This is a genomic window from Burkholderia sp. BCC0405 (genome assembly GCF_902833075.1).
GTDB lineage: Bacteria > Pseudomonadota > Gammaproteobacteria > Burkholderiales > Burkholderiaceae > Burkholderia.
Map to the genome: position 1 here is coordinate 52,934 of NZ_CADFEO010000015.1, position 26,350 is coordinate 79,283.

Here is a 26,350-nt window from a genome sequence, read left to right on the forward strand (position 1 = left end):
GCCGGGACGGCCCCACTCGTCGCGGGGGGGATTGACGCGCGAACGCGGTTCGGCCGATCCTTCCCCCACGCCCACCCCGGACGCTGGCCCGCACGGCACCGCCGGATTCCGACTGCTGCCCCGATGGCCCACCCACCCGATCGCGCCGACGCGCCCCCCACCGAACTGGTCCTGAAGACGACCGCGCCGCGCGTACCGGCGCAGTTGCTGGCCCGCGCGCGGCTGAGCCTCGCCGCGCCCGCTTTCGGCGGCCGGCCGGTCGCGCTCGTGCAGGCGCCGGCCGGCTACGGCAAGACGTCGCTGCTCGCGCAATGGCGCCGCGAAACCCTTGCGCTCGGCCGCGCGGTCGTATGGCTGTCGGCCGACGAGCGCGACGATGCGGCGCGGTTGCTGCAGGGGCTCGTGCAAGCGGTGCGGACCGGCTGCGCGCGGCCCGGCTTCGGGCGCCTGATCCCGGTCGGCGCGGCCGACGCGGCGCGCGCGCTGGAAGGCGTGACCGCGTGGCTGGCCGAGGTCGCGCAACTGTCGATCGATGCGCTGCTGATCGTCGACGATGCGGAGCGGCTGCCGCCAGCCGGCCTCGATGCGCTGACCTATGTGCTGCACAACGCGCCGCAAAACCTGCATGTCGTCGTTGCCGCGCGGCGCGGGCTCGATCACGCGGCCGGCGACCTGCTCGCCGGCGGGCAATGCACGCTCGCGGGGCCCGACTGGCTGCGTTTCACGCTCGACGAGACGATTGCGCTGGTCGGCGCGCGCTTTGCGCACCGGGTCGACGCCGATGCGTGCGCGCGGCTGTTCGAACGCGTCGACGGCTGGCCGCTCGGCCTGCAGCTCGCGATGGCCGCGATGGCGCGCTCGGCCGATCCGCGCCAGGCGGTCGACGCGCTCGCCGCCCGCGTGGACGGCACGCGCGACCGGCTCGTCGAGCTGCTGCTCACGAACCTGTCGGTGGACGACACGGCTTTCCTGACCCGCACGAGCGTCGCCGATCGCCTGCATCCGTCGCTGTGCGCCGCGCTGCTCGACGACGCGGCCGCGCCCGACCGTCTCGCGCGGCTCGCACGCGACACGCCGCTGTTCATTGCGTCGGACGATTCGGACTGGTGCCGGCTGCATCCGCTCGTGCGCGACACGCTGCGCGACCGCCTGGCCGCGGGCCCGGAACCCGAGCGCAGCACGCTGCATGCGCGCGCGGCCGCCTGGCTCGACGCGCACGGGATGACCGAGGAAGCCGCCCGCCACGCGTATGCGGCCGGCCAGTTCGAGGTGGCGTATGGGCTTGCGCAGCGCTGTCTCGAGGATGCGATCAAGCAGGGCCGCATCAACGACGTGCTCGACTGGCTCGCGCTGCTGCCTGACGCGGAACTCGACAAGCGCCCGACGCTGCGCGTCGCGGTGGCGTGGGCGCTGGCGCTCGGCGAGCGCCATGTCGAGGCGCAGCGCCAGATCGCGGGCATCCTCGCGGATCCCGGCACGCCCGCGGCGATGCGCTACGAATGCGCGCTGATCCTCAGCGCGGCCGCGTATTACGCCGACGAAATCGACCGCTTCGTCGAGCTGTTCGAACCGTGGGCCGACTTCACGCCGCCGGCGGCGACGTGGCTCGCGCAAATGCACGCGAACCGGCTGTCGGCGCGCGCGATCATCGTCGGCGAACCGGCGCAGGCGCGCCGCTTCCAGCACGCGGCGCCGCGCGGCGAGACGGCGGCCGGGTTCGGCTATGTCGCGCGCTGGGGCGAGCTGATCACGGGCCTGAGCTACCTGTGCGAGGGCCAGGTCCGGCTGGCCGACGACGCGCTGTCGCCGGCGCTGGCGCGTGCGGAAGCCGATCTCGGGCGCCGCCATCCGCTGACCTGCATGCTCGCGGCGATGTGCGCGGCGCTCGCGTACGAGGCCGACCGCGTCGACCAGGCCGCCGCGCTGCTCGCGAACCGGCTCGACGTGCTTGAACATGCGGGCACGCCCGACACCGTGCTGCTCGGCTATCGCACCGCCGCGCGCATCGCGCTGCTGCGCGGGGTCGAGCACCGCGCGATCGACCTGCTCGAAGCGCTCGACGCGATGGGCGTCGCGCGCCGCCTGCCGCGCCTGTCGGTCGCGAGTCTCGCCGAACAGGTGCGCATTCATGCGGCGCGCTATCGCGAGGCAACCTGCCACGCGCTCGTCGAGCGGATCGACGCGATCGCGGCGGCCGAGTTTCCGTCCCACGGGCCGCTGTGGCGGCGCCCCGTCGTGCTGCTGCAGGCAACCGCGCACGCGGGCGCGGCGCTGGCCGCGCGCCGCTGGGACGACGCGAGCGCGGCGCTCGACGAAGCGGCGGTGCTGGCCCGCGAAATGAGCATGGGCCAGGCGCGCATCGAGATCATGGCGCTCAGCGCGTTCGCGCTCGAACAGTCGGGCGGCGGCGGCCGCGCGCTGCTCGACGAGGCGATGAACCTCGCGGACCTGTTCGGGCTGACGCGCACGCTCGCCGACGCGCATCCGGCCATCGCCGACTGGGCGCGCCGCGCCGGCGACGAAGCGGCTCCCGGCGCCGGCCCCGCGCGGCACGCGCTGCCGCAGCCGCGCATCGTGCCGCCGGCCCCGCGCGCCGCGGCCAGCCCGCGCGCGGTGCCGAGCGTCGTGCTGACGCCGAAGGAGCGCGCGATCCTCGAACTGCTCGCGCGCAACCTGTCGAACAAGGAGATCGCGGTGGCGCTCGCCGTCGGCGAGGAAACCGTGAAGTGGCACCTGAAGAACCTGTTCGGCAAGCTCGACGCCAGCTCGCGCAAGCATGCGGTACGCCGCGCGCTGGTGCTCGGCCTGCTCGAAAGCGCGCCGTAACGCCGGTTCCGCCAATCGGGCGTAGGGCCGCGCCCGCCTTCCTCCGATTCTCCGCAACCCTGCCCCCCGCGCATGGGGGGGAGCGGCCGCCCGCCGTTGCGTACTCTTTCCGCACGGCTCGCACGGGCGATGCAGGTCACGCCTTCCCGCCCGCCTCGACGCTTCCCCGCTTTACCCGGACGGGCTCGATCCCGTCCGGATCCAATACGATCCTGGAGACTTCATGAAGACGAAACTGGCCGCGCTCGCGGCGCTTGCCGGCTGTTCGGCGCTCGCGCACGCGCAATCCTCCGTCACGCTCTACGGCGTGATCGACTCGGGCCTGCTGTACCAGAGCACGTCGGCGGCGTCGTTCAGCCCGAGCGCGCCGAATACCGGCAAGGTGTTCCGCATGAAGGACGGCGGCATCTACTCGAGCTTCTGGGGCATCAAGGGCAGCGAGGACATCGGCGGCGGCTACAAGGTCAACTTCAAGCTGCAGGGCTCGTTCGACAGCGGCACCGGCAAGCTGCAATTGAGCGACACGCCGGGCGCCGTCGCGATCTTCAACCAGATCGCGTCGCTCGGCGTGTCGGGCCCGTTCGGCTCGTTCACGGCCGGCCGCCAGATCGTGCCGATGATTTACGCGATGGCCGACACCGACGTGCGCAACGCGCAATTCTTCGGCAGCGTGCTGACCGCGTGGCTCGGCCTGAACACGGCGGCCGGCTGGCCGGGAACCAGCACCAACGGCGCGATCGGCGCGCTGTACGACAGCAATGCGCTCGTCTACCAGTCGCCGACCTTCGCGGGCGCGTCGATCGCGCTCGAATATGCGCCGGGCGGCGTGGCCGGCCAGTTCCAGGGCGGTACGCGCGAATCGGTCGTGCTCAGGTATGCGAACGGCGGGCTGAACGCATCGGCCGTCTACTACAACGGGCACGACACGAACCCGGCGCCGGGCGTCGCGCCGACCGGCGTCGACAACAATCGCTTCGTCTACGCCGGTGCGAAATACACGATCCACGATTTCTCGGTGTCGGCGTCGTATGGCAACGGCCGGAATCCGTCGCATGCGGACAAGGTGAACCTCGACATGCTGTCGGCCGGCATCGGTTATCGCTTCACGCCTTTCCTGCAGGTGAGCTCGGCCGTGTATTACCTGAAGGATCGCAACGTCTCGGCGAACAAATCGACGGCGGTCGTGCTCGCGGCCGACTACAGCCTGTCGAAGCGGACGACGGTCTATGCGCAGGTCGGCCACGTGAACAACCGCGGCACGATGGACCAGATGCTCGTGTACGGGCAGCCGGTCGCGCCGGGCGTCGGCACGACGGCCGCGATGATCGGGCTGCGGCACAACTTCTGACGGTTCCGGCGGCGTCGGGCGATGCGGCGGCGCACGCGTGCGGCACCGCCTGCATCGAGCCGCGGGATCGGCTACAGTGGGCGTTTTCGGCGCGTTCCGCCCCGCCGCCGCGCCATCGACCGTGGCGCGCGGCAGCCGGGACGGAGCGCGGAACCTCCACTTCGACGAGCGAACCTTCATGTCCGACCTGTCCGCCTTCCCGATCACGCAAAAGTGGCCGGCCCAGCATCCCGACCGTCTCCAGCTCTACTCGCTGCCGACGCCGAACGGCGTCAAGGTGTCGATCATGCTCGAGGAAACCGGCCTGCCGTACGAGCCGCACCTCGTGCGCTTCGACACGAACGACCAGTTCTCGCCCGCATTCCTGTCGCTGAACCCGAACAACAAGATCCCGGCGATCATCGACCCGGACGGCCCGGACGGCAAACCGCTGCCGCTGTTCGAATCGGGCGCGATCCTGATCTATCTCGCGGACAAGACGGGCCAGTTGATCCCGAAGGATCTCGCCGGCCGCTACGAGACGATCCAGTGGGTGATGTTCCAGATGGGCGGCATCGGGCCGATGTTCGGCCAGCTCGGCTTCTTCCACAAGTTCGCCGGCCGCGACTACGAGGACAAGCGCCCGCGCGACCGCTACGTCGACGAATCGAAGCGCCTGCTCGGCGTGCTCGACGCGCACCTCGCGAACCGCCAGTGGATGATGGGCGATACGTACACCATCGCCGATATCGCGATCTTCCCGTGGGTGCGCAACCTCGTCGGCTTCTACGAAGCGGGCGACCTGGTCGGCTTCAGCGAATTCCGGAACGTCGCGCGGGTGCTCGACGCGTTCGTGGCGCGTCCGGCTGTCGCGCGCGGGCTCAATATTCCGGCGCGAGGCTGATCGGCCAGGAAAGCGCAACGGCCACCGCCCAAGGTCGGCCGTTCGAGTTCGCCCATGCCGCGCCGTTCACGACCGGCGCCCGCATGCGTGTTCAAGTGCCGGCGTGGCGCTTGCACGCGATACGCTCGAAACGTGTGGTGCGCTCGGCCGCACCCGGTTGTCTTCATCGCGGGCTTGCAGTGCGGCACAATGAGCGCCCTGTCGCGCGGGCGGCCCCGATGCGTGGCGCCCTGGAAGGCGTGAAGGGTGCCTTTGCCCGGATCGAACGCCGACGCCAGGCGGCGTGTCGTGTGGCGCAGATGCGAGGCGCCTGCCCGGGTGCGGCCCGTGCGACGATGTGCGATGACCGACATGAGAAATGGAATGACGACTACATTCGACGCGGCAACGACGGCGGCGATCGCCGCGTTTGCGCAATTGGATTTACACACGGCGTTGCAAGCGATGCGCGCCGAGGCCGACTACGACCACGAACGAGACCAGTGGATCTCGCGCTATATCGACGAGCACGGCGGCGGCGCGGACGATGCAGAATATGACGCCTTGCACGCGCAGGCCCAGGCAACCCCGGAGTACGCGCAGTTCGTCGATACGGTGCGCCGGGAAATCCTGGAATACTTCGGCGTGACCGACGAGCAACTGGACTGGATGGTCGTGCTGCGCGAAGACGACAGCGATGAGCTCTGGGCGGAAGTCAACCGGCAGCGGAGCGCGCTGGGAACCGGCGAAGTGCGCGGAGATCTCTGATCATGGCTTGCCGTTGGGGCCGCGAGGCGTGCCGGGGGCGGGGCTGGAATCAGGTCAGCCGCGTGGTGCGCGGGGCGCTCGGTTGCTGCAACCGGTCCGCCAACGGAGGGCAAGCTTTCGGATCGTCGGAGCGCGTGGCCGTCATGCCCTGACATGGGCCGTCGATCGTGCAACGGCTCGACCGGCTGCAATGGGGCGGACAGGTGCGTCGGCAAGCGGCGTCCACGATCATTCACGAAGCATGCTTTTTGCCCGCCCCGCGCGTTTGCATCGCGCATCCGGCGGCGCTACTCGCCGTCCGCCCCTTTCGGCGCCCCGTCTGCCAGCCCCGCCAGCAACTTTCCCAGCAGCTGCGACAACTGCGCCTGTTCCGCCTCCGACAGCACGGCCAGCAGCGCGCGCTGATTGTCGATGTGCGCGACGACCGCTTCGTCGATCAGCGCGCGGCCCGTCTCCGTCAGCGCGACGAGCGTGCCGCGCCCGTCGGCCGGGTTCGGCCGGCGTTCCACCCAGCCGGCTTTCTGCAAGCGGTCGATGCGCGCGGTCATCCCGCCCGACGACATCATCAGCGCGTCGTACAGCGCCGTCGGCGTCAGCGCGAACGGCGCCCCGCCGCGCCGCAGCGTGGCGAGCACGTCGAATTCGCCCGGCTGCATCCCGTAGCGCGCGAACAGCGGATTGAGACGGTCGCGCGCGATCACGAGCGCCGCTTCCTGCAACCGCCCCATCACCACCATCGACGACGCGTCGAGATCCGGACGCTCGGCGCGCCATTGTGCGAGCGCATGCGCGGCTCGATCCATTAACCCTCCTCGGCTCACCAGTTATCTTGACGTCGAGATAAATCAGCATTTATCTTGATGTCGAGATACTTTACATGAAGAACGCGCCGCGCCTCACCGGGGCCGCGCACCGATTTCGAGGGCCTTGCAATGAATCGCTTCTCTTCCCCCGGATGGCGGCTCGCCGCCATCGTGCTCGTCGGGCTGAACCTGCGGCCGGCGCTTGCCGCGGTCGGCCCGCTGCTCGACATGATCCAGCGGGCGACCGGCATCAGCGACGGCGCGGCCAGCCTGCTGACGACGATCCCGATCCTGCTGATGGGGCTCGGCGCACTGAGTGCGCGACGCCTGCAGCGCCTGACCGGCATCGCGGGCGGCGTCTGGCTCGGCGTCGCGCTGATCGGGCTGGCCTGCGTGTCGCGCATCGGCGCGCAGCACGCGTGGCTGCTGCTCGCGAGCGCCTGCTGCGCGGGTGTCGGGATCGCGATGGTGCAGGCGCTGCTGCCCGGCTTCGTGAAGGCACATTTCGCGACGCGGATCGGCGGTGCGATGGGCGTCTATTCGACGTCGATCATGGGCGGCGCCGTGCTCGCGAGCGTCGTCGCGCCGTTCGCCGCGGCGCGCTGGGGCTGGCTCCCCGCGCTCGCGGGCTGGGCGCTGCCGGCCGCGGTGGCCGCGCTGGCGTGGCCGCTGGCCAGCCGTGGCGGCGACGCGTTCGCCGCCGGGCCGACGTCGGCGTCGAACGCGCAGCCGGCGCGCTCGGCGCGCGCGTGGCGGCTCGCGCTGTTCTTCGGCATCGCGACCGGCGCGTACACGCTCGTGCTCGCCTGGCTGCCACCGTACTACATGCGGCTCGGCTGGTCGCCGACGGCGGCCGGCAGCCTGCTCGGCGGCGTGACGCTCGCGGAAGTCGTCGCGGGGCTGACGATCTCGGCGACGATCGACCGCCTGCCCGACCGCCGGCCCGCGCTGCATGCGGCGATCGCGTCGCTGTTCGTCGGCTTGCTGGTGATGCTGGCCGCGCCCGAAGCGCTGGCGTTGCCGGCCGCGCTGTTGTTGGGCGCGGGGATCGGCGCGCTGTTTCCGCTGTCGCTGATCGTCACCGTCGACCATGCCGCGACACCGGCCGATGCCGCGTCGCTGACGGGCTTCGTGCAGGGCGTCGGCTACCTGATCGCCGGACTGTTTCCGTTCGCGGCAGGCATCGTGCGCCAGCATCTCGCGGACCTGACGCCCGCCTGGATCGCGATGGCCTGCCTGTGTGTCGCGCTGTTCGCGCTGGCGGCGGGGTTTGCGCCGAAGCGGGTGCTGCACGCGGCGCGTGCGTAGCGTTGGCGGCCGCTCAGTTGACCGGCTCGCAAAACGGGATCTTGTCGCGCAGCGCGTTGCCTGCGGCGACCGGGTCCCGCCCTGCCGGCAGCGTGACGGAAACCGACGTATGACCGGTCTTGCTCCGGGGTTCCTGGCCCGGCCAATGACTCTCCTTCCAGGTGGCGATCCAGTCGAGATCGCCGGCGCTCGCACCGGGCACGAAGCGCAGCCGCAGCGAACCGTCGAAGTCTTCGCTGCAATGCGGCGAGTGCCGATAGTCGCGCTCCGTGAAGCAGGCGCGAATCTGCTTGCTGCAGCTGAACGGGAGCTTCGCTACACGGGGCGTGCGGGCATGCCCGCCGTTCGGTCGCAGTTCGACGAAGTCGGCGTTTTCCCAGCTTCCGCCACCGCCGGAATAACTTTCGGACCAACCGGCGAGCACCGCGACCGCGAAGCGCTCGCCGCCCAGCGGATACAGCGCGGGGTAGATCCGCAGCGGCGGCGGCTCGCCATCGCCTTCGACCCGGTCAGTGGGCGGGTAGTCGGAGAAATTCCACTGCTGCACGACCTTCCAGCCGGTGCCGGACGCGAAACTCACTTTCAGCAGCTGCGGGCCCGGCAGGGTCGCATAGTAGACACCCGCCGCGTCGTTCCTGGCCCGGTACAGCGAAGGCGCGCTGTCCGCATCACCTGACTCGCCGGAGGCGCCGCACGATGCCGACGCCAACTCGCAGACCTTGCGCGGCCAGTCGCGATCGGGCACGGCGGTTTTCGTCACCTCAATAAAGGGCACGGCGCGGGCTTCATTGGCTTCAGCGGCGGCGTTGGCCGTGGAGGCCGCCAGCAGAGCGGCCGTCAATCCCGCCAGGCCGAACCTGCGTGATCGAGTCAGGGTACGCATTCGACGTTGTCCTTGTCAGGTTGCTTGCGCGGTGCGCCGTGATCGCGCGAAGTGGCCCATTCTGCCCGAACGTGGCCGGCCTGCGCGCGATCAGCCCGCGCTCGCGTACAGCGTCGAATCCGCGAACCCCTCGGCGTCGAGCACGCGCCCGATCAGGATCAGCGCGGTGCGCTCGATCTGCGTGCCCTGCACCTTGCCGACGATGTCGGCGAGCGTGCCGGTCACGCGTTCTTCATCGGGCCAGCTCGCGCGATAGATCACCGCGACCGGGCAATCGGCGCCGTAATGCGGCAGCACTTCGTCGACGATGCGGGCGAGATGGCGCACGCCGAGATGGATCGCGAGCGTCGCGCGGTGCGCGGCGAGCGAGCCGAGCGTTTCGCCTTCCGGCATCGTCGTCTTGCCCGCGAAGCGCGTGAGGATCACCGTCTGCGCGACGCCGGGCAATGTCAGCTCGACGCCGAGCGTCGCCGCGCACGCGGCCGTGGCCGTCACGCCGGGCACGATTTCGTATGGAATCCCGAGCGTCTTCAACCGGCGAATCTGCTCGCCGATCGCCCCGTACAGCGACGGGTCGCCCGAATGCACGCGCGCGACATCCTGCCCTTTCGCGTGCGCGCCGGCGAGCAACGCGACGATCGCGTCGAGGTCGAGCTCGGCCGTATTGACGACCTGCTCCGCGCGATGGCCGTCGAGCACGGCCGGCGGCACCAGCGATCCCGCGTACAGGATCACCGGGCAGGTGCGCACGAGGCGCTGGCCCTTCACCGTGATCAGCTCCGGGTCGCCGGGGCCCGCGCCGATAAAATACACCGTCATCGAAAAATCTCCGTCAATTCATGGGGTGACCCGCCGCACCGCATCATGCGCGTGCGGCGGGATCGAGCGCGTCGATGAGCGCCGCGGCCGAGTCGAACGCGCGGTCGGCGTCGGGCAGCGCCGGCCGGCGCAGCATCACGACCGGCAGCCTGCGTTCGCGCGCGACGTCGAGCTTGGCTTCGGTGGCCGCGCCACCGCTGTTCTTGCTGACGACGACGTCGATGCCCATCAGCGCGAACAGCGCGCGCTCGCCGTCGAGCGTGAACGGCCCGCGCGCGGCGATGATCTGTGCACGCGCGTTGCCGGGATGCGCGTCGAGGCAGCGCACGAGCCAGAACTGGTGTGGCGCAATCGCGTCGAGATGCGCGAGCGGTTCGCGGCCGAGCGTGAACAGCGGCCGCCTGAACGGCGCAAGCGCGGCCTCGATGCCGGCCCAGTCGTCGACCATGCGCCAATCGTCGCCGGGCTGCGGCGCCCACGGCGCGCGGCGCAGCGCCCACAGCGGCACGCCCGCTTCACGCGCCGCGGCGGCGGCATTCGCGCTGATCCGCGCGGCATACGGATGCGTCGCGTCGATCACGAGGCCGATGCCGGCGCCGCGCAGATACGCGGCCAGCCCGGCAGCGCCGCCGAAGCCGCCGACGCGTACGTCGCAGCGCAGGTCGTCGGGTACCTTGCCGAGGCCGGCCAGGCTGTAGACGTGACGAGGCCCGAGCGCGCGTGCAATCTTCAGCGCATCGCCGGTGCCGCCGAGCAGCAGGATGCGCGTCGTCATCGCGCCTCCCCGACGAAGCGGCCCTGCCGGTCGATCGCGAACATCTCGACGGCGACCGACGGCGGCACGATGTCGCGCGCGACGCGCAACGCGTGTGCGCAGACGAGATCGCCGAGCGGCACACCGTCGGCATGTGCGATCTTCAGTGCTTCCTGGCTCGTGTTCGCGGCGCGCATCGCGGCCTGCAGCGCATCGCCTGCGCCGGCCTCGGCCGCCCACTGCGCGAGCAGCGGCAGGTCGATGCTCGAATGGCGGCTGTGCAGGTCGAGATGGCCGGCCGCGAGCTTGCTGAGCTTGCCGAAGCCGCCGCACATCGACAGCCGCGCGACCGGCGCGCGCCGCAGGTGCTTGAGCACCGCGCCCGCGAAATCGCCCATCTCGATCAGCGCCATGTCGGGCAGGTGGTAGTGCGCGCGCATCGCGTCCTCGCTCGCGTTGCCGGTGCACGCGGCGATGTGCGCGATCCCGTTCGCACGCGCGACATCGATGCCCTGGTGGATCGACGCGATGTAGGCCGAGCACGAGAACGGCCGCACGATGCCGGTCGTGCCGAGGATCGACAAACCACCGACGATGCCCAGGCGCGGATTCATCGTCTTCAGCGCAAGCGCCTCACCGCCTTCGACGCCGATCGTCACGTCGAAGCCGCCCGCATAGCCCTGCGCGATCGCGAGCGCTTCCAGGTGCGTCGTCATCATCTGGCGCGGCACCGGGTTGATCGCCGGTTCGCCGACCGGCAGCGTCAGCCCCGCGCGCGTGACCGTGCCGACGCCCGGCCCTGCATGAAACCGCACGCCGGGCGCCGCCGCGAGCGCGACGCGCGCGAAGATCAGCGCGCCGTGCGTCACGTCCGGATCATCGCCGGCGTCCTTGATCGTGCCGGCTTCCGCGCCGTCGGCCGTGGTGCGGCAAAACTCGAGCCGCATCATCACGCGCTGCCCCTTCGGCAGCACGATCTCGACCGCATCGTCCGCCCGGCCCGCGAGCAGCAGCCGCGCGGCGGCGAGCGACGTCGCGGTCGCGCAGCTGCCGGTCGTGTAGCCGAAGCGGAGCGGCGCGGGCTGTTCGGGGGTCTCGTCGCGCATCACGCGTCCGTTGCGTTCGTCGTGGCCGACGATGCGCTCGTGTCGGGCAGGCCGGCCGCGTCGGGCTTGCGCACGTCGTACAGCGTGACCGGCAACGGCTGCCGCCACGTATCGAAGCGGCCGAGCGGCTCGGCGTGCGCGAGCGACACGCGCGTCAGCGTGCCGCCGTGCGCCTCGCGCCATGCGGCGAGCGCCATCTCGCCCTGCAGCGTGACCGCGTTCGCGACCAGCCGGCCGCCGGGCTTCAGCGCTGCCCAGCACGCGTCGAGCACGCCGGGCGCGGTCGCCCCGCCGCCGATGAAGATCGCGTCGGGCGCGGCAAGCCCCGCGAGCGCATCGGGCGCGCGGCCCGCGACGAGCTGCAGGCCCGGCACGCCGAGCGCATCGCGATTGTGCTCGATGAAGCGCTGCCGTTCCGCATGCGCTTCGATCGCGACTGCCTGGCAGGACGGATGCGCGCGCATCCATTCGATGCCGATCGAGCCGCTGCCGGCGCCGACGTCCCACAGCAGCTCGCCGGGCGCGGGCGCGAGGCGACCGAGCGTCATTGCGCGCAGATCGCGCTTGGTGAGCTGGCCGTCATGACGGTACGCATCGTCGGGCAGGCCGGGCGTGAGCGCGCGGCGCGGCGCGTCGGGGCCGGCCTGGCAGTCGAGCGCCACCAGGTTGAGCGCGGCCGTTGCGTCGACACGCCAGTCCTGTGCGAGCCCGTCGAGACGCCGCTCGCGCGGGCCGCCGAGATGTTCGAACACGCTGATGCGCGTCGGCCCGAAGCCGCGTGCGACGAGTTCGGCCGCGACGGCGGCCGGCGTGCGGCCGTCGGCGCTCAGCACGAACAGGCGGCGGCCGGGCAGCAGGTGGCGCGCGAGCGTCGCAAGCGGACGGCCGACGAGCGAGACCGCGCCGACATCCTGCAGCGCCCAGCCGAGGCGTGCGGCCGCCAGCGACAGCGACGACGGCGCGGGCAGCACGCGCCATTCGTCCGGGGACAGCGTGCGCGCGAGCGTGGCGCCGACGCCGAACAGCATCGGGTCGCCGCTGGCGAGCACGCAGACGGGCGACGCGCGGCGCGCGAGCACGCCCGCGAGATCGAACGGCGACGGCCACGTTTCGCGCGCGGCCGGCAGCCGCGCGGGCAGCATGTCGAGATGCCGCCTCGCGCCGACGACGAGCGTCGCGTCGAGCAGCGCGCGGCGCGCGGCGCGCCCGAGCCCCGCGTAACCGTCGTCGCCGATGCCCACTACCGTCAGCCACGCCGTCATGCACCCTTCCCCATCGTTCGATTCCCTACCGTGTGTTGCGATGCGCGGCGGCCGGGCCGCCACGCGTTGATCCGTTGATGTGCCGAGCGTGGCCGGTGCGATACGGCGACGACGTCAGCCGCGCGGCACAGGGCCAATCAAGACCAGCAAGCCCAGATACATGCCGCCGATCGACGCGATCAGCAGCCACCCGAGCAGCAGCCACGTGAGCGGCCGCGCACCGATTTTCCTGTACAGGAACGTGCCACCCGCCACGATCGGCACGCCGAGGCCGGCGAGCCCGACATTCTTCGGCCACTCGGCCGACGGTGCAAGCGGGATCAGTATGCACGCGAGCAGTATCCAGGCCGGGATGGCCAGCAAGCCCAGTGCAATGCCCATGCCGAACAGCTCCGTCCTGCCGAGTTTCATCGCGGATCCCGGCGGTCGCCGATCTGATGTCGAGCCGCCAATCGTACCATTTGCGAGACAGCGCAAAACCGGCTGCGGCCGTTCTGCGATGCGGTTGCGCGGCATATCGACAATGCCGGATCGTCGCGAAAATCGGGTATCCTACGGCCGTTCGTTCGCCGGTGCCCCTCGGGGCCGAAGAGGGAACACAGGGCGCGCCGCGCGCCGCTGTGGCTGCCCCCGCAACTGTAGACAGCGAGCCGATCTCCCCCTCATGCCACTGGTTCCACCGGGAAGGCCGGGAGCCGGCGCCGACCTGTCAGCCAGGAGACCTGCCGGCCAGAAAGTGCGTGCGTGCCAGTCGGCGTCGGGCGGGGTGTACCGATGCGTTGGCCGCGGCGCGACACTGTCCCGCTACCCCGTTGAGTTCCGCCCCCGTTTCGATTCCTGCGTCGCCCGTCGTGCGCCCGTCGGCCTGCCCGGGGCTCGTGCGCGTAGTCGCGGCCGCGGACGGCGGGCTGTGCCGGATCAAGCTGCCGGGTGGCCGGCTCGACGCACACCAGGCGCGTGCGATCGCCGCTGCCGCGCGTGCATTCGGCTCCGGCGCGATCGACGCGACCAATCGCGCGAATCTTCAGCTGCGCGGCATTCGCGACGGCGTGGCCGACGCGCTGACGCGCGCGTTGCTCGATGCGGGCCTCGGCCCGCGCGTCGACACAACCTCGAATGCAGCCGCCGATGCGGCCGCGCTCGCCGCGAGCGACGACGTCCGCAACGTGATGCTCAGCCCGCTCGCCGGCCACGACCCGGCCGCGCTCGTCGACAGCCGCGCGCTCGTCGCGCCGCTCTTCGACCTGTTGGCGCGCGAGCCCCGCCGCGGCGAGCTGTCGCCGAAATTCTCGATCCAGCTTGACGGCGGCGAATCGGTTGCGGCGCTCGATCATCCGCACGACATCTGGCTGGCCGCCTGGCGTCGCGGCGACGGCGCGGTGCGCGTCGCTGCCGGGCTGGCCGGCTGCCCTCCGGTCGCGCACGACGACCCGCCCGCTTCGGTCGATGTCGCGCCCGACCAAGCCGCCGCGCTGGTTCGCGCGCTGCTGCTTGCATTCCTCGATCTCGCGCCGGCGGACGTCACGCGGATGCGCGCGCTGCTCGCAACAGGCGGCGAACGCGCGTTGCTCGAGCGCGCGCAGCACTATCTGCCCTTCCCGCTCGCGGCCGATCCGGCGCTCGCAGGCTGGCGCCGCACGCATGCCGATCCGACGCTGCGTTTCGGCGTGCGTTCGTCTCTCGACGAGGCGCGCTGCAACGTCGGCGCGCAATTCGTGCTCGGCCGGCTCGACGCCGCACAACTGGAACGGCTCGCCGCGCTGGCCGAAGCCGACGGCGACGGCACGCTGTCGATGACGCCGTGGCAAGGCGTGTTTCTCCACGGCGTGCCGAACCAACGCGCTGCGGCCACGCTCGATGCGCTCGCGACGCTAGGCCTCGTCTGCGCGTCGTCCGACCCGCTCGCGTCGCTCGTCGCATGCACCGGCAGCGCGGGCTGCGCGAAGGCGCGCGCCGACACCAAACACGACGCACTCGCGCTCGCCGCGCGCATCGGCCATGCGCTCGACGTGCACCTGACCGGCTGCGAGCGCCACTGCGCGTTGCCGCATCCCGCGACGCACACGCTCGTCGCGGTTGCGCCCGCGCACTACGACCTATACCGGCGCGACGCTGCCGCGGGCCTCGGCGCCCCGCTCGCGCGCCATCTGACGATTGACCAGACCGCGGCCCGACTGACGGGCGCGCGGCACAGCCAGGACACCACCGATGCTTGACTACATTCGCGACGGGCAGGAAATCTACCGCCAGTCGTTCGCGACGATCCGCGCCGAGGCCGACCTGTCGCAGGTTCCGCCCGACCTCGAGAAACTCGCGGTGCGCGTGATCCATGCGTGCGGGATGGTCGACGTCGTCCGCGACCTGCGCTTCTCGGCCGGCGCCGGGGCGGCGGGCCGCACGGCCCTGGCAGCCGGCGCGCCGATCCTGTGCGATGCGAGGATGGTCGCCGAAGGCATCACGCGCGCGCGGCTGCCGGCCGGCAATCGCGTGATCTGCACGCTCGGCGAGCCCGAGGTGCCCGATCTCGCGCGCCATCTCGGCAACACGCGCTCGGCCGCCGCGCTCGAACTGTGGCGTCCGCATCTGGCGGGCAGCGTCGTCGTGATCGGCAATGCGCCGACCGCGCTGTTCCACCTGCTCGACATGATCGACGCGGGTGCGCCGCGCCCCGCGCTGATCCTCGGTTTCCCGGTCGGCTTCATCGGCGCGGCCGAATCGAAGGCGCTGCTCGCTGCCGACAGCCGCGGCGTGCCGTACGTCGCGCTGCTCGGCCGGCGCGGCGGCAGCGCGATGGCGGCCGCCGCGGTCAATGCGCTCGCGACGGAGGTCGAATGACGACCGCGCGCGGACGCCTGTTCGGGGTCGGCGTCGGCCCCGGCGATCCTGAACTGATGACGATCAAGGCGCTGCGCGTGCTGCAGGCCGCGCCCGTGGTCGCGTATTTCGTCGCGAAGGGCAAGAAAGGCAATGCGTACGGCATCGTCGAAGCGCACCTGCGGGACGGGCAAACGCAACTGCCGCTGGTCTATCCGGTGACGACCGAGGCGCTGCCGCCGCCGCTGTGCTACGAGACGGTGATCGCCGACTTCTACGATACGGCCGCCGGGATCGTTGCCGCGCACCTCGATGCGGGCCGCGACGTCGCGGTGATCTGCGAAGGCGACCCGTTCTTCTATGGCTCGTACATGTACCTGCACGACCGCCTCGCACCGCGCTACGACACCGAGGTGATCCCCGGCGTATGCGCGATGCTCGGCGGCACGGCCGTGCTCGGCCAGCCGCTCGTGTATCGCAACCAGAGTCTGTCGGTGCTGTCGGGCGTGCTGCCCGAGCACGAGCTGCGCGAGCGGCTCGCGCGGGCCGACGCGGCCGTCGTGATGAAGCTCGGCCGCAATTTCGACAAGGTGCGGCGCGTGCTCGACGAGCTGGGGCTCGCGAAGCGCGCGCTGTATGTCGAGCGCGCGACGATGGCGAGCCAGCGCATCGTGCCGCTCGACGAAGTCGATCCGATGGCGTCGCCGTATTTCTCGCTGCTCGTCGTGCCGGGGGAAAAATGGCAAGGATGACGACCCCGCCCGCGATCGTGATTCTCGGCGCGGGCGCGCTCGATACCGCGCGGCGCATCCAGGCGCGCTATCCGGGCGCCCTCGTGCATGGCCTCGCGTCGCGCGTCGCGGCGGACGTGCCGTTCGACGATCTCGGCGTGCACCTGCGCGAACTCTATGCGCGCGGGCTGCCGATCGTCGCGCTGTGCGCGGCCGGCATCGTGATCCGCTGCCTCGCCCCCGCGCTTGCCGACAAAGGCATCGAGCCGCCCGTGCTCGCGGTGGCGGAAGACGGATCGGCGGTCGTGCCGCTGCTCGGCGGGCTGACGGGCGTCAACGCGATCGCGCGGGAAATCGCCGCATGCGTCGGCGTTGCGCCTGCAATCACGACGAGCGGCGAACTGCGCTTCGGCGCGTGCGTGCTCAATCCGCCGGACGGCTATGCGCTCGCCGATCTCGCCCAGGGCAAGCGCTTCGTGTCCGATCTGCTCGCGGGCGCGTCGACGCGCATCGACGGCGCGGCGCCGTGGCTCGACGATGTCGCGCTGCCGCGCGACGACGCGGCCGCGCACGCGATCCGCGTGACGCCCGATGCATGGCGCGGCACGCGCGACGAACTCGTGATTCATCCGCGCAGCGTGGTGGCGGGCGTCGATGCGCAGGCGATCCACGGCGATGAAGCGCTCGCTGCACGCATCGACGCCGCACTCGATGCGCACGGTCTCGCACGGCTCGCGCTCGCGGCCATCGTGGCGCCCGCGTCGGTAATCGGCGATGCGGTGCTGGAGGACGCGGCGCGAACGCTCGACGTGCCGCTGCGTTTCGTCGATGTCGATTCCGAAGGCAACGACGAGGCAATCACCGATGCCGCCGCCCTGCTTGGCCGCGCGTTGCGCGTCGCACACACGCTGCGCGCCACGACGAACGGTATCGCGTGCGCGGTCTCGTCGCATCCGGTCGATCCCGCCACGCTCGGCCGTGCGCGCGGCCGCCTGACGGTGCTCGGGCTCGGCCCGGGCGGCGCAGCGTGGCTCACGCCGGCCGCACGCGCCGCGCTCGCGGACGCGACCGACATCCTCGGCTACACGACCTACGTGAACATGGCGGGCCCGTTCCGTGCCGACCAGCGCGTGCATGGCACCGACAATCGCGAAGAGATGCAGCGCGCGCGCCACGCATTCGAACTCGCGGCCGAAGGCCGGCGCGTCGCGGTCGTGTCATCGGGCGACCCGGGCGTGTTCGCGATGGCCGCGGCCGTGCTCGAGGCGCTCGACGAAGCGCGCGATCCGCGCTGGGCCGCGGTCGACCTGCGCGTGGAGCCGGGCATCTCGGCGTCGCTCGCGACGGCCGCGCAGGCCGGCGCGCCGCTCGGTCACGACTTCTGTGCGATCTCGCTGTCGGACAACCTGAAGCCGTGGGACGTGATCGAGACGCGCCTGCGGCATGCGGCGCAGGCCGACCTGGTGATGGCGTTCTACAACCCGATCTCGCGTGCGCGGCCGTGGCAGCTCGATCGTGCGCTCGATGTCGTGCGTGCGCACCGCACGGCCGAGACGGTGGTCGTGCTCGGCCGCGACATCGGCCGGCCGGGCGCGACGCTCGCGACGACGACGCTCGGCGCGCTGCGCAGCGACCAGGTCGACATGCGCACGATGGTGATCGTCGGCTCGTCGACGACGCGGCGCTTCGCGATCGGCAACGCACGAGAGTGGGTCTATACGCCGCGCTGGTATCGCTGAACGCGGCTAGCGTGTGAACCCGGCACGCGCACGTGGGCATGCCCGCTGCCGGCTGCACCGCCGTCTCGCCAGAACCGGTACACGAGCGCGCCGACGACGGCCTGCGCCGCCACCACGAACGCGACGCAGCCGGCCCATCCCCATCGATGCCAGCCGGGCACCGGCAGGATCGAGCCGAGGCTGCCGCCGAAGTAATAGCAGGACAGGTAGAGGCCGATCGCCGTCGAGCGTGCGCTCGACGCCGCCTGCGAGATGAACGTGTTGGCCGACGCCTGTTCGACGAACACGGCGGTCGAGCTGAGCGCGAGGCCGGCCAGGATCACCGGCACGGTGTCGGACAGCGTGAGCAATGCCCCGCCGATCGCGAGCGCGGCCGCGGCAAGCCCCGGTGCGCGCGGGCCGCGATGCCGCGCGAGGCGCCCTGCCAGCGGGGTCACGACCACCGCCACCAGAAACACCGCATAGATCGCGCCGATCCCGACCGTGCCGAAGCCGAACGGCGCACGGGCCAGGCGCAGGCCGACGAACGTGAACGTCGCGACCTGGGACGCGAGCACGCATGCGCCGATCGCGAACGACGCGAGCAGCGGGCCGCGCGTGACGATGCGCCAGGACGGCCCCGCGCCGCTATCCGCCTCGCGGCCGGCGCGCCGCGCGCTCGCACGGGATGCCGGCAGGCTCGCGTAGATCGCGACACCCGTGACGAGACACAGCGCCGCGACGACGTCGAGCGCATGCCGCCAGCCCCACATCGACGTCATCAGGTTGGTCGCGAAGCGGCCGGCGAAACCGCCGAGCGTCGTGCCGGCGACGAACAGCGCGCTGATCTCGGCCGACGTGCCGCGATCGAAGCGCTCGGCGATATAGGCGATCGACAGCGCGAAGACGAACGGCATGACGAGACCGGCGGCAAAGCGCGCGCCGAGAAACGACGCGAAACCGCCCGCATGCGCGGACCACACGACCGGCAGCGCGACGGCCGCCGCCGCGAGCGAGATCGCGACGCGCCGCTCGATACGTGCAGCCAGCACGCCGACGAACGGCGCGATAATGGCGACGGCCGCCGTGGTGGCGCTCACGCCCTGCCCCGCGCGCTCCGCGCTGACGCCGAAGGCGGCCGCGAGTTCGCTCAGGATGCCCTGCGTCGAATACAGATTGAGAAACGCGGCGAAGCCGCAGAGAAAGAACGCGATGCGCGTGATCCTGTCGTTCATCGGAGCTGCCCGGTCGTCGATGCCGACAGTCTGACGAGCGCGCCGCGTGCGCGCCAATACCGTTTTCATCGCGATTGATACCGGAACGACAACAATGCTCGACCTGCGCCGCCTCCGCTATTTCGTGGTCGTCGCCGACGAACTGCACTTCGGCCGCGCGGCGTTGCGCCTGCGGGTCGCGCAGCCGCCGCTGACGCGCCATATCGCCGCGCTGGAAAGCGAGCTCGGCGTCCGGCTGTTCGAGCGTTCGACGCGCGCGGTGCGGCTGACGCCGGAAGGCGCCGCGTTCCTCGACCATGCGCGCAACGTCGTCAGCGCGGCCGCCGAGGCAGAAGCGGGCGCGCGCAAGATCGCGCAAGGCATCGCCGGGCGGATCGTGATCGGCTATGCGAGCTCGATCCCGATGTCCGACACGTTCCCGGACGTCATCCGCGTCGCGAGCCGGACGATGCCCGACGTCGAGCTCGCGTTCCGCGAGGCGGCGACCGCCAGCCAGCGCCAGCAGATCGCGGACGGCACGATGGACATCGGTTTCGGCTGGGCGTGGAACGGTGCGCCCGGCGCGCCGGTGGCGTCGCTCGTCGTGTCGCGCGAGCCGCTCGTCGCGGCCGTGCCGGCCGGCGATCCGCTCGCGGGCCGGGCGAGCGTCGACGTCGCGGAACTTGCGAACGCAACCTTCGTCACGTTTCCGCCCGGTTACGGCTCGGCATTGACCGCTGCCCTGGACGACTTGTGCGCGCAGGCCGGGTTCGCGCCGCGGATCGGCGCGACCGCGGCCCAGATCACGACGCTCGTGTCGCTGGTGGCCGCCGAGCGCGGCATCGCGATCGTGCCGGGATTCACGGCGACACTGCGGCGTCCGGGCGTCGTCTACGTGCCGCTTGCCGGCACGCGCGCGGTCGAACAGCTCGTGTCGTGGAACGAGCCGTTCGCGTCGGCATGCGTCGAGCGCTTCGTCGCGCTGGCACGCTCGCTTGCGCAGCCCATATCGGCATGATGCGAGTCAAGCGCCCGGATCGCGCTTCCCCCGTGGTTTCGGTGTTCTGGCCGCGCGCCCCCATCTTCCACACCGATCACGTTCGCCAACACGGCTGATCACCCTCACCGAATTCCCCAGGTATCGCCGGAATGACGCGCGCAGCACAGCCGCCGTGATGCGCGTCCGGATTGCCGGCGCGGTCGCCCGCGAAATCGATGAAGGCTGCCCGATACCTCAGTGCACCACGATTGTGTAAACGGCTCGCGCGTCAGCCAGCCCCCCGTCATTCGTGGCCGTGACGGCAAATGTGTACCTCCCGGTGTTCCTGGGCGTACCCACCATCCCGCCTGTATCCTGATTGAACTGGAGACCTGGGGGCAATGCCCCGCTGGTCACCGTGAAACGGACGGTCGCAGGCGTATTCGTCGTGATTTTCGCGGCGTAGAGCGCGCCTCGAGTGGCGACCGGCAAGACCGCGGGGCCCAGTTGCGGTGTCGGTGCCGATACGGTCTGCGGATCGCCGATCGGGTCGCCTGCGGAATTCACCTGCTGCAACGACCAACTATGGCCGGGGCGGATGGCCTTCAGGGTCCAGCAGGTAGCCTGGTCGCGAAGCGCGGCTCGCTGCTTTTCGGTGAACGCGCCGAGATTCCTGGCGGTTTCCCACTGCTTGATCTTGTCGAGAATCTTCGGCGTCTCCTCTGCCGAGAGCAGGAATGCCGCCGTGCCCTGGACGCCCATGCCAGCGTTGAGCGCCGCGCCGCGTGCGAGCATGGTTTCGATCCGGGTCAACGAGACGCCGGTGATATCGAACCATCCAAGCATGCCCGGCAGGTAGTTGGCCTGGTAGAAGACGTTGTTGCGGTACAGCTGATCCATCTCCGAGTTGGTCCAGTTCGCCCGGGTCAGCGTATCCCACGCATTCGAGGTCATCCGGCTTGTCTCGCTGATGTATCCATCGTGCCTGGTCTGGGCAGCGTAGGTGCCGTTTATCAACCGGGCAATGCCAAAGCTGCCCCAGCCCGAATCACTGGCGGATTCCACCCCGTCGAACGAGTGGGACCGGATGCCGACGTTGTTCCTGATGGTACCCAGTCGGATGGCGATCTCGTCGATGATGCCGAGGCCGCCGGTGGCCCCGTCATACGAATTCACGATCACCCTCGCAACGGGCGTGCCAGGTACGGCTTCGGTGGGAAAGGAGCCCCACCGGCCTCGGGTCAGTCCACTAACTTGCCATTCATTGACGTTCCTTCGGGCATCGGTGAACGAGATGAACTCATTGCCGATACGCAGCATCTTCTTGTTGATCCCGTCCCGCACTGGCGCGTATCCGCTCAAGTAGAGCATCGTGCTCGTCATGCTCAACTGCCGGGACAAAGCGGCGTGCCCGCCCAAGGCCAAGCGAGGGTCGGCAGGCGGTGAAACGTAGGGATCGATGGAGGTGGGCGGCCCGACGCTGATGAAGTCCGACATGGTATGAACGCCGACGCGGATACCGTGCTCTTTTGCCGTTTCCACAAGCTTTGCGGCCCCGTCGTCGTTGTCGCCGAAGGTGGAGTCGAACCGATAATGCCCGGTGTATTTCCACGGGCCGCGATAGCTCCGTGACGAGTAGATGTAGTTGATTCCCGCGCTGTTGGCGAGGCGGGCAACCTTGCCGACATTGCCGGTGTCGAGATCTTGCAGCACAAGAAACGACTGGCCGCTGGCCTGCGCCACTTTCTGCCACTGGCCATTCTGGGTCGGATACGGGAGGTTTTCACTCGAAGCAATGAACGACAATATGGTCGTCACGAGATCCGGTTCACTGCCGTATAGCGCAATCTTCGATCCGATTACCGAGCCTGCGGTGTCGAGTGGGCCGAGCGGGATCGGATAGCCGTTGGGGTTGAGCCGCTCCCGCTGGCGCGTATAGTCAAACGTAAAGGCGCGCAGCACCGCCCCCCATGAAGTCTTTGCCGCGACGCTCCACGGCTCCATCGCCGCTACGTCCACATTGTAAGGATTGGGGATGACGTCGCTTTCCCAGCCATATTGCGGATATTCCTTGGGCCACGCGCCTTCGGTGCGGTCGCTGAGCGGCTTGAGGCCGATGGCGAATTCGTTGTCTCGTACAACGCCCGCGGCTTCGCCGACGGTCTGGTTGATCGCGACAGGCAACGGTCCCCACAGCAGCGTCTGAACGTCGCAAGCGGGTTCGATCAACACGCGGGTGACTTCGAAGGTGGCGTAGCCGTTCTTCTGCAGGACGCGGACATCGACCTCGAATCCGAGGCCTGTATCGTTCATGAAGGATAGCGTGTTGTCAGCGGAGGACCATCGGACGCCAGCGGGCTTCACCAGTAGCCCGTTGATCACGAGTCTGACGAGCGGGACGAACTTCCCGGGCGAGATGTAGTCATGGCCGCTGCGGGAATCGATGAGTTCGACGATAGTGCCGGTGGAATCCAGGCCTAGCGTCAAGTAGCCGGCCGGAATGTGTAGAGTGCTTGTCATTTTTCGACGTTCCTGACGAGAATGGCGGGCGCGAGCGGCGCAGATGTACCAATGCTTCCGTCCTTGGCGTGCCGTGGGTCAATGTTTGGAATATCGAACCGATGCTGCTGGCATACATGCAGCGATGGTCGGCGGATACCCCGGACATTGGACGTAGCTGATCCGGCCGACGGATTCGAGCGCTCCCGCCCGCCGTCGACCGCGGCAATCTTTCATCGAAGGTCGACCGTGCCAGATTTCGAAGCGCGGCCCTTTCCGGCGTCGGAATCGCGGGACCTGCGTCGTGAGCTGTGCGTCCAACCTGCGACAAGCGACGCACCATGACTGTCTCCACGGCGCTCGCCGACGCAAGCGATCTGCGCGGAGCATACGGCGCAACAAGCGATTCCGATGGCGGCCAGCCGCTGCACGGCCTGGTCGGACTTCCGGCGGTGGAACCGGCGCAGTTCGAAAAGAGGCGGCGGTCGGTTCGATTTTTATTGGCTCGGAACTTCGGCGATGTACGAAATATGGAGGTTTTGCCCCCAATCGCTGCCCGAATATTCGGGGAACACCTTATCTTCGCGAGTGATGTTGACGTTGAATCCGGTCGTCGTGACTTGGGTCACCGTCACCGAGAACGTGTCCGGATAAGGGGATGCGACGCTGGGGTCCTGGAGGGCCGTCACGATAACAATGGGTGCGGTCGAAAACGTACCCGGGAACGTGATTTTCGTATTCAAAGGCGGGTTGAGCCAGGAATTCCGGTCGCCGCCTTGAGTGCTTCCGACTGCCTGCTTTGCCACGATTCTTTCCAACATTTTGAACTCCTTATGGATAAGGCGACGTTACATCGTAGGTGAGCCTTGCGCGAAAGTACTCCGCTCGAGAACAAAGGTATGCCGCGCGTGCGGCGAAAGCGATTACACGCGCTTACACGGTTGAAACAGCTATCAGGGCTCGTCGAAATAGTGGCCGGACCAACACGCGAGATGCGGGCCGACGACATGTGGATGTGTGGCGGCCTTGTCTGGCCAGCCCGCAACGCTGTTGAAGCAACGGTCGAGCATTGGAGTCAACGAAACGGCAGCGCTTGATTCAACTCCGATTCGCGGCATGGTTGCGCGCGTCGTGCCCGTTTCGCCGCGCGAAGTGACATTGTTATTGCGGAAACGGTGACAAGTTTTCTGGGTCTACGCCCGATGCATTGCACAACGGTGTCGAATCGGCGAGATCGTTACTTATCGGGAATCAAATAACAAAAAGAACTCCTGACTGTTCACTATTCGATGCGAATCCTCCAAGATGGGCACGCCGCCGGCCGGGCATGCCTGGTCGCACGACCGGCGGCGATACGCGGGCCAGCGTATCCCTCTTCCACTTGGAGAACACAATGAACAACAATGTGTTGCCGCGTTTCATCCCGCGCGCCTTTGCCGCGGGTTGTCTGCTCGCCGTGGCGAGCGTGTCCCATGGCGCGGGCGTCTATGCGCCCTACGTCGACGTGACGCTCTACCCGACGCCGCTCGTCGACCAGATCGGCGTCCGGCAAGGCATCCAGCAGTTCACGCTCGCGTTCGTGGTCGCGGGCAACGGTTGCGTGCCGTCGTGGGGCGGCGTGCAGCCGATCGGCAACGGCGCGAGCGGCGGCCTGCTGACCGCGCTGTCGACGTCGATCGCGAGCTATCGCGCGAAAGGCGGCGAAGTGGCCGTGTCGTTCGGCGGCGCGAACGGCACGCCGCTGATGCAGGCGTGCTCGACCGTCCCCGCGCTGGCGAGCGCCTACCAGACCGTGATCGACACGTACGGCCTCACGCACATCGACTTCGACATCGAGGGCGTGTCGCAGACGGACACGGCCGCGGTCGCGCGCAACTTCCAGGCGGTCGCGCAGCTGCAGGCGAGCTATGCGGCGCAAGGCAAGCCGCTGCACGTCACGCTCACGCTGCCGACGATGCCGACCGGGCTCACGCAGGACGGCCTGAACGTCGTCAACGCGGCGATCTTGAACAAGGCCGCGTTCGATGCGGTGAACGTGATGGCGATGGATTACGGCCCGGCGAACATCGACATGGGCGCGGCCGCGATCAGTGCCGCGCAGGCGCTCTACTCGCAGCTCGATACGGCCTTCAAGTCGGCCGGCCAGCCGAAGACCGATGCGCAGCTCTGGCAGATGGTCGGCGTCACGCCGATGATCGGCGTGAACGACGTGCAGGGCGAAACCTTCACGCTCGCGAATGCGCAAAGCGTGCTGAACGCGGCGGTCGCCAACGGCTACGGCTTCTTCGGCAACTGGTCGATTGGCCGCGACCAGGCCTGCCCGTCCGGCGGCGCCTCTGCGTCGCCGACCTGCTCGGGCGTCGCGCAGCAGCCGTACGCGTTCGCGACCATCTTCAAGCAGCTCGGCGGCAAGTGGGGCGCGGGCGTCACGCAGGACCCGAACTACGGCGGCGGCTCGGACGGCGGCACGCCGCAGCCGGGCGCGCCCTGGGTGGCCGGCCAGGTCTATACGGCCGGCGCGACGGTCACCTACCAGGGCACGACGTATCAGGCGCAATGGTGGACGCAGGGCGACGTGCCCGGCCAGGCCGCCGTGTGGAAGCCGGTCGGCGGCGGCACGCCCACGTGGTCTGCCACCACCGCGTATTCAGGCGGCGCCTGCGTGATGTACCAGGGCGCGAAATACTGCGCGAAATGGTGGACGCAAGGCGACAACCCGAGTGCGGGCGGTGTGTGGGTGAAGTCGTGATGCGGCGTAGCGGCCGTCGCTAGGCCCCACGCCTGCGCATCAGGGGCCGTTCACGGCGATCGATACCGGTTCGCCGGCGGACGGCCCGCTGGCCGGCGGCACCCTGCCCGCTGTCAGCCGCGCGCGTGCTCCGCCAGCAGCCTGGCCTTCGCGTCGACGAGCAGCGCCGCATGCGTATCGCGATGCTGGCGAATCCGCTCGGTCGGCCCGACCACCGACAGCCCGTACCAGTCGCCGTCGAGCGTCAGCGCGACCGCGATCGCCGACAGTTCGGGCGCGCTCTCGCCTATGTTCTCGGCCCAGCCGAGTTCGCGAAACCGGGCGGTTTGCGCGACGAGCGCGGGCAGGTCCGCCACTGTCGTGTCGGTGAAACGTTCGAACGGCAACTGCGCGCCGAGCGCCTGCTGCGCGTCGCCGTCCAGTTCCGCGAAAATCGCCTTGCCGATCGAGTTCGCATGCAGCGGGCGCAGCTCGCCCGGCGCGCGCGTATAGCGGATCGCCTGCTCCGATTCGACGACGTCGAGATAGGTGACGGATACGCCCTGGATCTTGCCGAGCACGGCCGTCTCGCGGCTCGCGTCGCGCAGCGCGACGAGATGCGGATGAACGATGTCGACGACCGGATCGGTCGCGTCGATCGCGGCGGCGATCGTCTGCAGGCGGCGCGTCGGGTAGTAGCCGCCGCGCTTGCGCACTTCGTACAGGTAGCCGCGGCTCACGAGCGTGCGCGCCATCGCGAGGCAGCTCGACGCTGGCACGTTGAGCAGGCGCGCGAGTTCGGTGAGCGGCAGCGGCCGCCGTTCGGCGGCGAACAGCTCGAACAGGTCGAGCGTGCGGGCAACGAGTTTGACGTCCATGACGAGCGCTTGAATCGGAACGGGAGATCGCGCACCGGGCCGGCCGCCGG

Annotated in this window: 22 protein-coding genes and 1 riboswitch; of the genes, 11 read left to right on the top strand and 11 right to left on the bottom strand. The window is 69.8% G+C overall.

The features are described from left to right. Positions 1-123: 123 nt before the first annotated feature. The 4 genes from HWX36_RS23785 to HWX36_RS23800 all read left to right on the top strand — a co-directional run bounded on the left by HWX36_RS23785 (position 124) and on the right by HWX36_RS23800 (position 5,804). Positions 124-2,826, top strand: coding sequence for a LuxR C-terminal-related transcriptional regulator (locus tag HWX36_RS23785; protein WP_175955316.1), 2,703 nt, complete (start codon positions 124-126; stop codon positions 2,824-2,826). A 223-nt stretch (positions 2,827-3,049) separates the two neighbouring features. Next, positions 3,050-4,174, top strand: a complete 1,125-nt coding sequence (locus tag HWX36_RS23790; protein WP_175955317.1) for a porin — start codon at positions 3,050-3,052, stop codon at positions 4,172-4,174. Between the two features lie 178 nt (positions 4,175-4,352). Continuing rightward, positions 4,353-5,057 (top strand): glutathione S-transferase N-terminal domain-containing protein, encoded by a 705-nt coding sequence (locus HWX36_RS23795; RefSeq protein ID WP_175955318.1) that lies wholly within the window; start codon positions 4,353-4,355, stop codon positions 5,055-5,057. A gap of 363 nt (positions 5,058-5,420) precedes the next feature. Next, a complete protein-coding gene (locus tag HWX36_RS23800) occupies positions 5,421-5,804 on the top strand; it encodes an ATP-dependent protease (protein WP_175955319.1) in 384 nt (127 codons plus the stop codon). Positions 5,805-6,091: 287 nt separating this feature from the next. Here HWX36_RS23800 and HWX36_RS23805 read toward each other — a convergent pair whose 3' ends face one another. Further along, complete coding sequence (locus HWX36_RS23805) at positions 6,092-6,607, bottom strand: MarR family transcriptional regulator (protein WP_175955320.1); 516 nt, start codon at positions 6,605-6,607, stop codon at positions 6,092-6,094. A 129-nt stretch (positions 6,608-6,736) separates the two neighbouring features. Between HWX36_RS23805 and HWX36_RS23810 the strand changes: the two genes are divergently transcribed. Further along, entirely contained in the window at positions 6,737-7,915 is a 1,179-nt protein-coding gene (locus tag HWX36_RS23810) for an MFS transporter (protein ID WP_175955321.1), read from the top strand. A 13-nt stretch (positions 7,916-7,928) separates the two neighbouring features. Here the strand turns inward: HWX36_RS23810 and HWX36_RS23815 are convergent, their stop codons facing one another. The 6 genes from HWX36_RS23815 to HWX36_RS23840 form a co-directional block, all read right to left on the bottom strand. After that, positions 7,929-8,798: a hypothetical protein gene (locus HWX36_RS23815; protein ID WP_175955322.1), complete on the bottom strand. Its 870-nt coding sequence runs from the start codon at positions 8,796-8,798 to the stop codon at positions 7,929-7,931. Between the two features lie 90 nt (positions 8,799-8,888). Then, positions 8,889-9,617 carry a precorrin-4 C(11)-methyltransferase gene (cobM, locus tag HWX36_RS23820; protein ID WP_175955323.1) on the bottom strand — a complete coding sequence of 243 codons (729 nt, stop codon included), beginning with the start codon at positions 9,615-9,617 and terminating at the stop codon, positions 8,889-8,891. Positions 9,618-9,660: 43 nt separating this feature from the next. Continuing rightward, on the bottom strand, positions 9,661-10,392 hold the full coding sequence (locus tag HWX36_RS23825) for a cobalt-precorrin-6A reductase (protein ID WP_175955324.1): 732 nt from the start codon (positions 10,390-10,392) through the stop codon (positions 9,661-9,663). After that, positions 10,389-11,477: a cobalt-precorrin-5B (C(1))-methyltransferase gene (locus tag HWX36_RS23830; protein WP_175955326.1), complete on the bottom strand. Its 1,089-nt coding sequence runs from the start codon at positions 11,475-11,477 to the stop codon at positions 10,389-10,391. Before HWX36_RS23830 ends, HWX36_RS23825 begins: the two co-directional genes overlap by 4 nt. Continuing rightward, positions 11,477-12,739 carry a precorrin-6y C5,15-methyltransferase (decarboxylating) subunit CbiE gene (gene cbiE / locus HWX36_RS23835; RefSeq protein WP_175955328.1) on the bottom strand — a complete coding sequence of 421 codons (1,263 nt, stop codon included), beginning with the start codon at positions 12,737-12,739 and terminating at the stop codon, positions 11,477-11,479. The genes HWX36_RS23830 and cbiE overlap by 1 nt, the downstream gene beginning before the upstream one ends. Positions 12,740-12,853: 114 nt before the next feature. After that, positions 12,854-13,150 (bottom strand): hypothetical protein, encoded by a 297-nt coding sequence (locus tag HWX36_RS23840; protein WP_175955330.1) that lies wholly within the window; start codon positions 13,148-13,150, stop codon positions 12,854-12,856. 142 nt (positions 13,151-13,292) lie between these two features. Beyond that, positions 13,293-13,484, top strand: a riboswitch (cobalamin riboswitch). A 106-nt stretch (positions 13,485-13,590) separates the two neighbouring features. Here HWX36_RS23840 and cobG point away from each other — a divergent pair. Genes cobG through cobJ form a run of 4 tightly spaced genes read left to right on the top strand, consistent with a single transcriptional unit; the run spans position 13,591 to position 18,023 of the window. Beyond that, positions 13,591-14,955, top strand: a complete 1,365-nt coding sequence (gene cobG, locus HWX36_RS23845) for a precorrin-3B synthase (protein ID WP_279613399.1) — start codon at positions 13,591-13,593, stop codon at positions 14,953-14,955. Then, positions 14,948-15,574, top strand: coding sequence for a precorrin-8X methylmutase (locus HWX36_RS23850; protein ID WP_175955334.1), 627 nt, complete (start codon positions 14,948-14,950; stop codon positions 15,572-15,574). Before cobG ends, HWX36_RS23850 begins: the two co-directional genes overlap by 8 nt. Next, on the top strand, positions 15,571-16,305 hold the full coding sequence (locus HWX36_RS23855; RefSeq protein ID WP_175955337.1) for a precorrin-2 C(20)-methyltransferase: 735 nt from the start codon (positions 15,571-15,573) through the stop codon (positions 16,303-16,305). Before HWX36_RS23850 ends, HWX36_RS23855 begins: the two co-directional genes overlap by 4 nt. Further along, positions 16,302-18,023, top strand: coding sequence for a precorrin-3B C(17)-methyltransferase (cobJ, locus tag HWX36_RS23860; RefSeq protein ID WP_175955339.1), 1,722 nt, complete (start codon positions 16,302-16,304; stop codon positions 18,021-18,023). Before HWX36_RS23855 ends, cobJ begins: the two co-directional genes overlap by 4 nt. Here cobJ and HWX36_RS23865 read toward each other — a convergent pair. After that, the gene (locus tag HWX36_RS23865; protein WP_244136504.1) at positions 17,999-19,237 is read right to left on the bottom strand and encodes an MFS transporter; all 1,239 of its coding nucleotides are present in this window, start codon (positions 19,235-19,237) and stop codon (positions 17,999-18,001) included. The genes cobJ and HWX36_RS23865 overlap by 25 nt on opposite strands. A 94-nt stretch (positions 19,238-19,331) precedes the next feature. Here HWX36_RS23865 and HWX36_RS23870 point away from each other — a divergent pair, with 94 nt between their 5' ends. After that, entirely contained in the window at positions 19,332-20,234 is a 903-nt protein-coding gene (locus HWX36_RS23870; RefSeq protein WP_175955340.1) for a LysR substrate-binding domain-containing protein, read from the top strand. A 216-nt stretch (positions 20,235-20,450) separates the two neighbouring features. On the opposite strand, the gene HWX36_RS23875 is transcribed toward HWX36_RS23870, so the two are convergent. Beyond that, a complete protein-coding gene (locus HWX36_RS23875; RefSeq protein WP_175955342.1) occupies positions 20,451-22,715 on the bottom strand; it encodes an Ig domain-containing protein in 2,265 nt (754 codons plus the stop codon). Positions 22,716-23,191: 476 nt separating this feature from the next. Next, positions 23,192-23,515: an H-type lectin domain-containing protein gene (locus HWX36_RS23880; RefSeq protein WP_175955344.1), complete on the bottom strand. Its 324-nt coding sequence runs from the start codon at positions 23,513-23,515 to the stop codon at positions 23,192-23,194. A 572-nt stretch (positions 23,516-24,087) separates the two neighbouring features. On the opposite strand from HWX36_RS23880, the gene HWX36_RS23885 reads away from it, so the two are divergent. Continuing rightward, positions 24,088-25,443 carry a chitinase gene (locus HWX36_RS23885; protein ID WP_175955347.1) on the top strand — a complete coding sequence of 452 codons (1,356 nt, stop codon included), beginning with the start codon at positions 24,088-24,090 and terminating at the stop codon, positions 25,441-25,443. A 113-nt stretch (positions 25,444-25,556) separates the two neighbouring features. Here the strand turns inward: HWX36_RS23885 and HWX36_RS23890 are convergent, their stop codons facing one another. Then, complete coding sequence (locus HWX36_RS23890; protein WP_175955348.1) at positions 25,557-26,300, bottom strand: IclR family transcriptional regulator; 744 nt, start codon at positions 26,298-26,300, stop codon at positions 25,557-25,559. Positions 26,301-26,350: the final 50 nt, after the last annotated feature.

Coding starts and splice junctions, on each gene's coding strand:
- HWX36_RS23885 (WP_175955347.1), top strand. CDS start 24,088: ATGAACAACAATGTGTTGCCGCGTTTCATCCCGCGCGCCTTTGCCGCG.
- cobJ (WP_175955339.1), top strand. CDS start 16,302: ATGACGACCCCGCCCGCGATCGTGATTCTCGGCGCGGGCGCGCTCGAT.
- HWX36_RS23830 (WP_175955326.1), bottom strand. CDS start 11,477: ATGCGCGACGAGACCCCCGAACAGCCCGCGCCGCTCCGCTTCGGCTAC.
- HWX36_RS23875 (WP_175955342.1), bottom strand. CDS start 22,715: ATGACAAGCACTCTACACATTCCGGCCGGCTACTTGACGCTAGGCCTG.
- HWX36_RS23795 (WP_175955318.1), top strand. CDS start 4,353: ATGTCCGACCTGTCCGCCTTCCCGATCACGCAAAAGTGGCCGGCCCAG.
- HWX36_RS23800 (WP_175955319.1), top strand. CDS start 5,421: ATGACGACTACATTCGACGCGGCAACGACGGCGGCGATCGCCGCGTTT.
- HWX36_RS23810 (WP_175955321.1), top strand. CDS start 6,737: ATGAATCGCTTCTCTTCCCCCGGATGGCGGCTCGCCGCCATCGTGCTC.
- cbiE (WP_175955328.1), bottom strand. CDS start 12,739: ATGACGGCGTGGCTGACGGTAGTGGGCATCGGCGACGACGGTTACGCG.
- HWX36_RS23855 (WP_175955337.1), top strand. CDS start 15,571: ATGACGACCGCGCGCGGACGCCTGTTCGGGGTCGGCGTCGGCCCCGGC.
- HWX36_RS23805 (WP_175955320.1), bottom strand. CDS start 6,607: ATGGATCGAGCCGCGCATGCGCTCGCACAATGGCGCGCCGAGCGTCCG.
- HWX36_RS23825 (WP_175955324.1), bottom strand. CDS start 10,392: ATGACGACGCGCATCCTGCTGCTCGGCGGCACCGGCGATGCGCTGAAG.
- HWX36_RS23840 (WP_175955330.1), bottom strand. CDS start 13,150: ATGAAACTCGGCAGGACGGAGCTGTTCGGCATGGGCATTGCACTGGGC.
- HWX36_RS23815 (WP_175955322.1), bottom strand. CDS start 8,798: ATGCGTACCCTGACTCGATCACGCAGGTTCGGCCTGGCGGGATTGACG.
- HWX36_RS23790 (WP_175955317.1), top strand. CDS start 3,050: ATGAAGACGAAACTGGCCGCGCTCGCGGCGCTTGCCGGCTGTTCGGCG.
- HWX36_RS23880 (WP_175955344.1), bottom strand. CDS start 23,515: ATGTTGGAAAGAATCGTGGCAAAGCAGGCAGTCGGAAGCACTCAAGGC.
- HWX36_RS23890 (WP_175955348.1), bottom strand. CDS start 26,300: ATGGACGTCAAACTCGTTGCCCGCACGCTCGACCTGTTCGAGCTGTTC.
- HWX36_RS23850 (WP_175955334.1), top strand. CDS start 14,948: ATGCTTGACTACATTCGCGACGGGCAGGAAATCTACCGCCAGTCGTTC.
- cobM (WP_175955323.1), bottom strand. CDS start 9,617: ATGACGGTGTATTTTATCGGCGCGGGCCCCGGCGACCCGGAGCTGATC.
- HWX36_RS23865 (WP_244136504.1), bottom strand. CDS start 19,237: ATGAACGACAGGATCACGCGCATCGCGTTCTTTCTCTGCGGCTTCGCC.
- HWX36_RS23870 (WP_175955340.1), top strand. CDS start 19,332: ATGCTCGACCTGCGCCGCCTCCGCTATTTCGTGGTCGTCGCCGACGAA.
- HWX36_RS23785 (WP_175955316.1), top strand. CDS start 124: ATGGCCCACCCACCCGATCGCGCCGACGCGCCCCCCACCGAACTGGTC.